Here is a 10,252-nt window from a genome sequence, read left to right as displayed (position 1 = left end):
TCCATGGACGGATTTACGGCGTCCCCCGCAACCGGACCCACCCCGCCAACTCTCAGGAAACCAGCTTTTGCTTCGGTCGTTGCCGTTGCCGTTGCCTCGGCAGGTGCAGGGCGCAGCCCTGCAGAAGAACCCCCTCAGTGCGCAGCAGGCTTGGACGACGGCAACCATGCCGCCACGATGCCCAGCAACGGCAGGAACGCGGTGAGCTGGTAGACGAATTCGATGCTGGTCTTGTCGGCCAACAGCCCCAGCACCGCCGCGCCCAGACCGCCCATGCCGAAGGCGAAACCAAAGAACAACCCGGACACCATGCCGATCCGGTGCGGCATCATTTCCTGCGCGTACACCACGATGGCCGAGAACGCGGAAGACAGCACGAAGCCGATCAGCACCGCCAGTATCGTGGTCCACAGCAGATCGGCATGCGGCAGCATCAGCGCGAACGGTGCCACGCCCAGGATCGAGGCCCAGATGATCGGCTTGCGACCGATACGATCACCCAGCGGCCCACCAAAGAAGCCGCCCGCGGCGGACGCCACCAGGAAGGCGAACAGATGCAGCTGCGCCTGCGCCACCGGAATGCCGAAATGATGCATCAGGTAGAAGGTGAAGTAGCTGCCGATGCTGGCCATGTAGAAATACTTGCTGAAGATCAGCACCAGCAGGATCGCCAGCACCCGGGCGATCGTGCGCGGTGGATGGCGCGCCGCGATCACGCCATGTGTTGCTGGGCGGGGAGCGCCCAGATGCAGCGAGTACCAGCGGCCGACATAGGTCAGCAGGGCAATGCCGATCAACGCTGCACCGGCAAACCATGATGCGGAATGCTGGCCATAGGGCACGATCACCGCTGCGGCGATCAACGGCCCCAGCGCCGTGCCGAAGTTGCCTCCCACCTGGAACACCGACTGCGCCAGGCCATGACGGCCGCCGGAGGCGAGGCGCGCGATGCGCGAGGCTTCCGGATGGAAGATGGCCGAACCGATGCCGACCAGCGCAGCGGCCAGCAGCACCATCGCGTAATTGGGCGCAAAGCCGAGCAGCAACATGCCGCACAAGGTCGAGGCCATGCCGATCGGCAGGGAGTACGGAGCCGGCCGGCGGTCGGTGGCAAGCCCGACCAGCGGCTGGAAGATCGAGGCGGTCAACTGGTAGGTCAGCGTGATCAGGCCGATCTGGGTAAAGCTGAGGTTGAAGCCACCCTTGATCACCGGATAGATGGCCAGGATCAGCGACTGCATCATGTCGTTGACCATGTGCGAGCTGGAGATCGCCGCCAGCACTCCTGGCGATACGGGGCGGGCGGGTACGGCGGGAGAAGCCAGAGTCGACATTGCGCGCGGTCAGGATGGGGGCGAGCCGTGCATGCTACGGTGGCCTTCCACTCCCTTCTGCCGCGTTCTGGTCATGGCCTATCGCAAAAAGGACACCCCTTGCCCCGTCCGCGAAACCGCGCCGTGGAACGAGGTGCCGGTGCATCGTCCGGTGACCTGCCGCGCGCGAGACTACTGTGCCGGCACCCACATCGCGGCACACAAGCACCGCCGACACCAGCTGGTCTATTCCATGTCCGGGTTGATGGTGGTGCGATCGGAAGTCGGCCGCTGGGTGGTGCCCTCCACCCGTGCCATCTGGATGCCGGCGGGCATGGCGCATGCGGTGGACTGCATCGCCGAGGTGCACATGCGCAGCCTGTACATCGAACCGGCGTTCGCCCCGCAGCTGCCCGCCGAGCCCTTCGCCGTGCAGGTGGCGCCGCTGCTGCGCGAACTGCTGCAGGCGGCCATTCTGATCGACGGACCGCATGAAGAAGACAGCCGCGATGGCCGCGTAGTGCGACTGATGCTCGATGAGCTGCACCGCATGGACGTATTGCCGTTGCACCTGCCCGAGCCCGTCGACCCGCGCCTGCACAGGATCTGCCAGCACATCCAGAAGCATCCCGGCGACGAGGCGACCCTGCAGGACTGGGCGCAGGCGTTGGCGATCGACGTCAAAACCATCCAGCGTCACTTCGCCAGCGAACTGGGCATGACCTTCGGCCAGTGGCGGCAACAGGCGCGCCTGCTGGCCGCGATGGAACGGCTGGCCCGCGGCGAGAAGGTGATCGATGTGGCGCTGGCGATGGGCTATGACAGCCCGAGTGCGTTCACCAGCATGTTCAAGCGCCAGCTTGGGCAGACGCCGGCAGCATTTTTCCGTTGATCCGTTGAACGGCATCCACGCATGGCGTGGATCTACTGCAGCCGGAAACGAAAACGCCGGGCAGAGCCCGGCGCTGTCGTTCAACGTATCCGTGCGCAGGTCAGGACGTCATCCGATCCCAGAAGCCCTTGACGCCGTCGATGAAGGTCGCCGACTTCGGCGAATGCTTGCGCGCATCCTCGCCGTTGAAGGTGGCTTCGAACTGTTCCAGCAGCTTGCGCTGGTCGCTGGTGAGGTTAACCGGCGTCTCCACCACCACGCGGCAGTACAGGTCGCCTTCGCTGCGGCTGCGCACCGAACGCACGCCCTTGCCGCGCAGGCGGAACAGCTTGCCGGTCTGGGTCTCGGCCGGGATACGGATTTCCGCCTCACCACCGAGGGTGGCCACGCGCACGGTGTCACCCAGTGCGGCCTGCGAAATGCGGATCGGTACTTCGCAGTGCAGGTCGTCGCCGTCGCGCTGGAAGATGTGGTGCTCACGCACGCGCACTTCCACGTACAGATCGCCCGGCGGCGTACCGGCCGGACCGGCCTCGCCCTCACCCGCCAGGCGGATGCGGTCACCGGTATCCACGCCTGCCGGTACCTTCACCGACAGCACCTTGTCTTCCTCGACACGGCCGTTGCCGTGGCAGGTCTTGCAGGGCTTGGCGATGATCTGGCCACGGCCGCCGCAGTTGTGGCAGGCCTGCTGCATGGCGAAGATGCCGCGCTGGATGCGCACCTGGCCGCGACCATGGCAGACGTTGCAGGTCTCGACCTTGCCGTCTTCCGAGCCGCTTCCATCGCAGTCGCCACATTCGGCCAGGGTCGGAATCTCGATGCGGCGTTCGACACCCCGCACCGCTTCTTCCAGGTCCAGCTCCATCACGTAACCGATGTCGGCGCCGCGACGCGCCTGGCGCGGACCGCCGCCGCCGGCACCACCAAAGATGTTGCCGAAGATGTCACCGAAAATATCGTTCATGTCCGGGCCACCCGGACCACCACCGCCACCGCCCATGCCGTGTTCGAACGCGGCGTGGCCATGGCTGTCGTACATGCGGCGCTTGTTGCCGTCGGACAGTACTTCGTAGGCTTCCTTGCACTCCTTGAAGGAGGCTTCGGCCGCCGCATCACCCGGGTTGCGGTCCGGGTGGAATTTCATCGCGCAACGACGATAGGACTTCTTCAGTTCTTCGTCGGTGGCGGTGCGGGCAACGCCCAGCACTTCGTAGTAATCGCGCTTGCTCATATCGTGGATCGCATTCCGGAAAGTCGGGATTCGTCAAAGCGGAAGAGCGGAACCAGGTCCGCTCTTGCGTCGGGCGCCCCGACGCGCCAGAGGGCGGTCAGGACCCTGATACGACAACGGGACGCTGGCAAGCAGCGTCCCGCGTCGGTCCGGATCAGGACTTCTTGTCGTCCTTGACTTCGGTGAACTCGGCGTCCACCACGTCATCCTGCGCCTTGCCCGCATTGCCGGCGTCGGCACCCGGGGCTGCACCGCCCTGGTCGGCCGAAGCGGCAGCGAACAGCGACTGGCCAGCTTCTTCCAGCACCTTCGACTTGGCTTCGATCTGTGCCTTGTCGTCGCCCTTCATCGCGGTTTCCAGATCGGCCAGGGCAGCTTCGACCTTGCCGATCACTTCGCCACCGACCTTGCTGCCGTGCTCGGTGATCGCGCTGCGGGTGCCGTGGATCAGGGCATCGGCCTGGTTGCGGGCCTGCACCAGCTCCTGGAACTTCTTGTCTTCTTCGCGGTTGGCTTCCGCGTCGGCGACCATGCGTGCGATCTCTTCCTCGGACAGACCCGAACCGGCCTTGATCTCGACCTTCTGTTCCTTGTTGGTCTTCTTGTCCTTGGCCGACACGTGCAGGATGCCGTTGGCGTCGATGTCGAAGGACACTTCCACCTGCGGCAGGCCGCGCGGGGCCGGCTCGATGCCGGACAGGTCGAACTTGGCCAGCGACTTGTTGAAGCGGGCCTGTTCGCGCTCACCCTGCAGCACGTGCACGGTCACGGCCGACTGGTTGTCCTCGGCGGTGGAGAACACCTGCGAGGCCTTGGTCGGGATGGTGGTGTTCTTCTCGATGATCTTGGTGAATACACCGCCCATGGTTTCGATGCCCAGCGACAGCGGGGTCACGTCCAGCAGCAGCACGTCCTTGACGTCGCCGCCGAGCACGCCGCCCTGGATCGCAGCACCCAGTGCCACGGCTTCGTCCGGGTTGACGTCCTTGCGCGGTTCCTTGCCGAAGAACTCGGTGACCGCCTGCTGCACCTTCGGCATGCGGGTCTGGCCACCGACCAGGATCACTTCGCTGATGTCGCTCGAACGCAGGCCGGCATCGTTCAGGGCGACGCGGCACGGCTCGATCGACTTCTTGATCAGCTCGTCCACCAGCGATTCCAGCTTGGCGCGGGTCAGCTTGATGTTCAGGTGCTTCGGACCCGATGCGTCAGCGGTGACGTACGGCAGGTTCACTTCGGTCTGCTGGGCGCTGGACAGCTCGATCTTGGCGCGCTCGGCAGCATCCTTCAGGCGCTGCAGGGCCAGCGGATCCTTGCGCAGGTCGATGCCCTGGTCCTTGTTGAACTCTTCAACCAGGTACTCGATGACGCGGTTGTCGAAGTCTTCGCCACCCAGGAAGGTGTCGCCGTTGGTGGCCAGCACTTCGAACTGCTTCTCGCCGTCGACGTTGGCGATCTCGATCACCGAGACGTCGAAGGTGCCGCCGCCCAGGTCGTACACAACGATCTTGCGATCCTTGTTGTCGCCCTTGTCCAGGCCATAGGCCAGCGCGGCCGCAGTGGGCTCGTTGATGATGCGCTTGACGTCCAGACCGGCGATGCGGCCGGCGTCCTTGGTTGCCTGGCGCTGGCTGTCGTTGAAGTAGGCCGGCACGGTGATGACCGCTTCGGTGACCTTCTCACCGAGGAAGTCCTCGGCGGTCTTCTTCATCTTTTCCAGCACCTTGGCCGAGATTTCCTGCGGGGCCATCTTCTTGGCATCGCTGGTGGCCACCCAGGCATCGCCATTGTCATGGGCCAGGATGCTGTACGGGACGTGCGCGATGTCCTTCTGCACTTCGGCGTCGGTGAACTTGCGGCCGATCAGGCGCTTCACCGCGTAGAAGGTGTTCTTCGGGTTGGTCACGGCCTGGCGCTTGGCCGAGGCACCGACCAGGACTTCACCGTCCTTGGTGTAGGCGACGATCGACGGGGTGGTGCGATCGCCTTCCGAATTTTCGATGACGCGGGCCTTGCCGCCGTCCATGATCGCCACGCACGAGTTGGTGGTGCCGAGGTCGATACCAATGATCTTGCCCATGGGGGAGACTCCTTGAAGGATGTTGTTTTTGTCAGTCCGGCCGTTCGGCCGGTGGATGAATGGGATGTGGGGGAGGCTCGTGGAACATTCAAGCCATCCCCCGAACGCTGTGTTTCCGTTCGCCCAACACGTTCAGCGTCAGTCGTGCCGATGCCCCGTCCGGGGCAGGGGAAACCCGCGCCAGGCCCGGCCCGGCGCGCGGGGTCAATCGGCGGCAACCACCACCAGCGCCGGCCGCAGCAGGCGCTCGTTGAGCAGGTAGCCCTTCTGGAACACGGTCACCACGCTGCCCGGGGCGGCGCCGGGGGCCGCAACCTGGCTGATCGCCTGGTGGTGTTCCGGGTTGAACGGCTGGCCGGTCGGGTCCAGCAGCACCAGGCCGTTGTCACCAGCGACCTTCAGCAGCTGCTTGTAGGTCAGCTCCAGGCCCTCGCGAAGCGGATGGGCATCGTCGCCGGCGGCCTTGAGGCCGGCATCGAGGCTGTCGAATACCGGCAACAGCTCGCCCAGCAGCTTCTCGTTGGCGAACTTGCGCGCCTGCTCGATGTCGCGGGCCACGCGCTTGCGCTGGTTGTCGAGGTCGGCGCGCTCACGCAGCGCTTCGGCCTTGACCTGCTCCACTTCGGCACGGAGCTGTTCGATCTGTTCGTTGACGCCCTCGGCGGCAGCTGCGTCGGCGGCGGCCTGCTGGGCGGCGATGTCTGGCTGATCTTGATTCATGTCTGGGTCCCTGGCGGTCACTCTCCGCCTCCACCCACCCTAGTGTGGGCGGGATGCTGCGTTTCAAGCGTCCGATGCACCTGGACTTCGCCCGCCGGGCGAAAAGGCCGCACCGAGCACATCGGCGGTGGCCTGCACCAGTGGGATCATGCGGTCGTAGGCCATCCGCTTCGGCCCGATCACGCCCAGCACGCCCAGTACCTGACCGTTGGCGGTGTAGGGCGCGGTGACCAGCGAGACGCCCTGCAGCGGCACCACGCCGGTTTCTTCGCCGATGAAGATGCGCACGCCGGGGGCCTGGATGGTCCGCTCCAGCAGCTGCAGGATCTCGCGCTTGCTGGAGAACAGCTCGAATAATTCGCGCAGGCGCTCCAGGTCGGACAGGTCCTGCACCCCCATCAGACGGGTCTGGCCGGCCACCAGCATGTCGTCGGCCGGCGGTTGCAGGGCCTGCTCGGCCAGCTCGATGCTGTGCGCCAGCACCTGTTCCAGCTCGGACCGCGCATCGCGCAGCTCCAGCAGCAGGCGGGTGCGGATCTCGGCCAGCGGCAGCCCGGCGAAGTGGGCATTGAGGTAGTTGGCCACCTGCTCCAGCTGCCCCGGCGCGAAGTCCTGGCGGGTCTCGATCACCCGGTTCTGCACCTCGTTGTCGGCAAACACCAGGATCGCCAGCACCCGGCGCCCGTCCAGCGCCACGAAATCGATCTGGCGGAAGGCGAACTGCTCACGCCGCGGCGCGCTGACCACGCCAACGAAATGACTCATCGCCGACAGCAGCTCCGAGGCGCTGCCGAGCAGGGCCTGGGTACTGCCGCCTCCGGCCAGCTCCTGACGCAGCCGGGCCAGTTCCCCTTCGCCCGGCGGCTGCATCTGCAGCAGGCTGTCGACGAACACCCGATAGCCATGCGCGGTCGGAATCCGGCCCGCCGAGGTATGCGGTGACGCCAGCAACCCAAGATCTTCCAGGTCACCGAGGATGTTGCGGATGGTGGCGGGACTGACCTCCAGGCCTGCCACGCGCGCCAGCGTCTGCGAACCCACGGGCTCGCCATCCTGGATGTAGCGCGCGATCAGCGTGCGCAGCAGGTGCCGCGCGCGCGGGGCAAGTTGGTCGGGAGAACCGTGCATGGAATCAACCTGTGAGACAGGGACATTAGATAATGGCGACGCATCCCCTTGGCAAGTCATTGGACGACCCCGCCGCGCGTGCTAGCGTTGCGCGGCTGCAGACACCCCCTTACCCATGCTCAGACATCTTTCAATCAAGGATTTCGCCGTCGTCCGCGCCACCGAACTGGAGTTCGGGCCGGGCATGACCGTGGTTTCAGGCGAGACCGGTGCAGGCAAGTCGCTGATGGTCGACGCCCTGGGCTTCCTGTCCGGCCTGCGCGCCGACAGTGGCGTGGTGCGCCATGGCGCTGCCAGGGCCGAACTGTCGGCCGAATTCGCGCTGGACCAGCTGCAGGCCGCCCGCCAGTGGCTGGCCAGCAATGAGCTGGACGATGAAGACCAATGCCAGCTGCGCCGCGTGATCCGCGCCGACGGCGGCTCGCGCTCGTGGATCAACGGCCGCCCGGTCACCCTGGCGCAGCTGGCCGACCTGGCCGGCCTGCTGGTGGAGATCCATGGCCAGCACGAGCAGCAGGCCCTGCTGACACGTCCTTCGCAGCTGGCCCTGCTGGACGCCTATGCCCGCAACGAAAGCGAACGCCGCCAGGTGCGCCGCGCTGCCGCCACCTGGCAGGCGCTGGTCGATGAATCCCTGGCACTGTCGCAACAGGGCGATGTGAGTGACCGCATCGGCTTCCTCGAACACCAGCTGCGCGAACTGGACCGCGAGGATCTGGAACCGGAGTCGATCATCGCGCTCGGCGCCAGCCATCGCCGTCAGGCGCACGCCAGCGCCCTGTTGGCCGCCTGCCAGGCAGCTTCGGACCAGCTCAACGGCGACGAAGGCCACTCGGCGCTCGATCTGCTGCAGCAGGTGCGACATGAGCTGGCCCGGGTGGCCGAACATGACCCGCGCCTGGGCGATGTCGATGCCTTGATCGACAGCGCCTCCATCCAGCTGCACGAAGCCCTGGCCCTGCTCGACCGGGTACATGACGACCTGGATGCCGATCCGGACCAGTTCGAGGAGAACGAGCGCCGTCTGGGCCGCCTGCACGATCTGGCACGCAAGCACCGCGTGCCGATGGACGAGCTGGGCGCGCAGCGTGAGCGCATGCACGCCGAAGTTGAACAACTGCGCGGCGCCGACGAACGCCTGCAGCGCCTGGCCGGCGAGATTGAAAAGGCCGCAGCGGCCTGGCGTGTCGAGGCCGCAGTGCTGACCACCAGCCGCCGCACCGCTGCTGCCGAACTATCGGCCACCACCACCGGCATCATCGCCGAGCTGGGCATGGGCGGCGGCCAGTTCCTGATCGAATTGGAGCCGCAGGACAACGGCAAGCCGGACCCGCAGGGCGCCGAGCGCGTCGAATTCCTGGTGGCAGCCAATGCCGGCCAGCCGCCGCGTGCGCTGCGCAAGGTCGCTTCCGGCGGCGAGCTGTCACGCATTTCGCTGGCCATCGAAGTGGCCGCGCTCGACCTGGACGCGGTACCGACCATGGTGTTCGACGAAGTCGACTCCGGCATCGGTGGCGCAGTGGCTGACATCGTCGGCCAGAAGCTGCGCGCCCTCGGCGAGAAGCGTCAGGTGCTTTGCGTAACCCATCTGCCACAGGTTGCCTCCAAGGGCCACGCGCACTACCGGGTCAGTAAGGCGCCGGTGGAAGGCATGACCCAGAGCGCGGTGGAGAAACTGGACACCAAGGCGCGCGAGGAAGAGCTGGCGCGCATGCTGGGTGGCGTGGAAGTGAGCAAGGAAGCCCGCGCCGCCGCGCGTAAGCTGCTGCAGGTGTAGGCCCCTCCACGCCTGCTGGCGCGCGTGAATCGCGGGCATTCATCCACGCATGGCGTGGATCTACTGCAGGTCTGACGCTCGCGTCAGGTTGCCGGCCAGCGGCCGGCACTACCCACGCGGCTGCGTCAGGTCGACGTTCTCCACCAGGAAATCGAGGAACGCGCGCACCCGCAGCGGCAGGTAACCGCCCTGCCCCAGGAACACGGCGTGCACCTCTTCCAGGTCGCCCGGGTTGGCGTCCTCCAGTACCGGCAACAACCGCCCTGCGGCGATGTCGGCCTTTACCTGGAACGCCGCCAGCCGGGCCATGCCCAGCCCGCCCAGCACCAGCTGGCGCAGCGCATCGCCATTGCTGGCGCGCGCATTTCCGCTGGGCAGCACCCGCTGCTGCTGGCCATCCTGCAACAGCGGCCAGCCCTGCACCGACCGCGCGTGGCCGATATCCAGCCGGTTGTGCGCCAGCAGCGCGTCGACATTGCCCGGTAATCCGTGTCGTGCCGCATAGGCCGGTGCCGCCACGATCATCATCCGCGTCGCCCCCAGCCGGCGCGCGACCAGGCTGGAACTCTTCAGCGGACCAGCCCGCACCGCCACGTCGGTGCGCTGCTCCAGCAGATCGATCACTTCGTCGGTCAGGGTCAGATCCACCCCTACCTGCGGATGCCGCTGCAGGAATTCCGGCAGCAGCGGCAGCAGGAAGTGCTGGCCGAACGGCACGTTGGCATTCACCCGCAGCCGCCCGCGCGGCTCGGCATGGGCGCTGGCGCAGCGTTCGGCTTCTTCCAGATCAGCCAGCACCCGCAGGCCACGCTCATAGAACGCACAACCCTCCGGGGTCAGCTGCAGCTGGCGGGTGGAGCGCTGCAGCAGGCGCGTTCCCAGCCGCTGTTCCAGCCGTGCAACCAGCTTGCTGACCGCCGACGGCGTCATCTCCAGGCTGCGGGCGGCAGCGGAAAAGCCGCCGGTCTCGATGACCCGCACGAACACTTCCAGTTCGCCGGATCGGTTGATGTCGGTGCGTGCCATGGCAATGAATTTGATTCACAGATGATTGTCCATGCGCAGTCTAGTTCACAGGTGAGCGCGGACGCACCATGGCCGTCCCTGC

8 protein-coding genes are annotated in these 10,252 nt (G+C 66.3%); 2 read left to right on the top strand and 6 right to left on the bottom strand.

What is annotated here, in order from left to right; genetic code table 11:
* Positions 1-134 precede the first annotated feature (134 nt).
* Entirely contained in the window at positions 135-1,334 is a 1,200-nt protein-coding gene (locus WKB25_RS02280; protein WP_340568483.1) for an MFS transporter, read from the bottom strand.
* 73 nt (positions 1,335-1,407) lie between these two features.
* On the opposite strand from WKB25_RS02280, the gene WKB25_RS02275 reads away from it, so the two are divergent.
* Positions 1,408-2,205 (top strand): helix-turn-helix transcriptional regulator, encoded by a 798-nt coding sequence (locus WKB25_RS02275; RefSeq protein WP_340568482.1) that lies wholly within the window; start codon positions 1,408-1,410, stop codon positions 2,203-2,205.
* A 100-nt stretch (positions 2,206-2,305) separates the two neighbouring features.
* On the opposite strand, the gene dnaJ is transcribed toward WKB25_RS02275, so the two are convergent.
* The 4 genes from dnaJ to hrcA all read right to left on the bottom strand — a co-directional run bounded on the left by dnaJ (position 2,306) and on the right by hrcA (position 7,367).
* On the bottom strand, positions 2,306-3,439 hold the full coding sequence (dnaJ, locus tag WKB25_RS02270; protein WP_025878872.1) for a molecular chaperone DnaJ: 1,134 nt from the start codon (positions 3,437-3,439) through the stop codon (positions 2,306-2,308).
* Positions 3,440-3,593: 154 nt separating this feature from the next.
* A complete protein-coding gene (gene dnaK / locus WKB25_RS02265; protein ID WP_265955779.1) occupies positions 3,594-5,519 on the bottom strand; it encodes a molecular chaperone DnaK in 1,926 nt (641 codons plus the stop codon).
* Between the two features lie 204 nt (positions 5,520-5,723).
* Complete coding sequence (grpE, locus tag WKB25_RS02260) at positions 5,724-6,239, bottom strand: nucleotide exchange factor GrpE (RefSeq protein ID WP_025878870.1); 516 nt, start codon at positions 6,237-6,239, stop codon at positions 5,724-5,726.
* Between the two features lie 63 nt (positions 6,240-6,302).
* Entirely contained in the window at positions 6,303-7,367 is a 1,065-nt protein-coding gene (gene hrcA / locus WKB25_RS02255; RefSeq protein ID WP_089240450.1) for a heat-inducible transcriptional repressor HrcA, read from the bottom strand.
* Positions 7,368-7,482: 115 nt separating this feature from the next.
* On the opposite strand from hrcA, the gene recN reads away from it, so the two are divergent.
* The gene (recN, locus tag WKB25_RS02250) at positions 7,483-9,144 is read left to right on the top strand and encodes a DNA repair protein RecN (protein WP_340568480.1); all 1,662 of its coding nucleotides are present in this window, start codon (positions 7,483-7,485) and stop codon (positions 9,142-9,144) included.
* A gap of 108 nt (positions 9,145-9,252) precedes the next feature.
* Here recN and WKB25_RS02245 read toward each other — a convergent pair whose 3' ends face one another.
* A complete protein-coding gene (locus tag WKB25_RS02245; protein ID WP_340568479.1) occupies positions 9,253-10,170 on the bottom strand; it encodes a LysR family transcriptional regulator in 918 nt (305 codons plus the stop codon).
* Between the last annotated feature and the right edge of the window lie 82 nt (positions 10,171-10,252).

The organism is Stenotrophomonas sp. G106K1 (assembly GCF_037969685.1).
Lineage (GTDB): Bacteria > Pseudomonadota > Gammaproteobacteria > Xanthomonadales > Xanthomonadaceae > Stenotrophomonas > Stenotrophomonas lactitubi.
The sequence above is the reverse complement of the archived record's forward strand: the minus strand, read 5'-3'. Positions and strand labels throughout refer to the sequence as shown.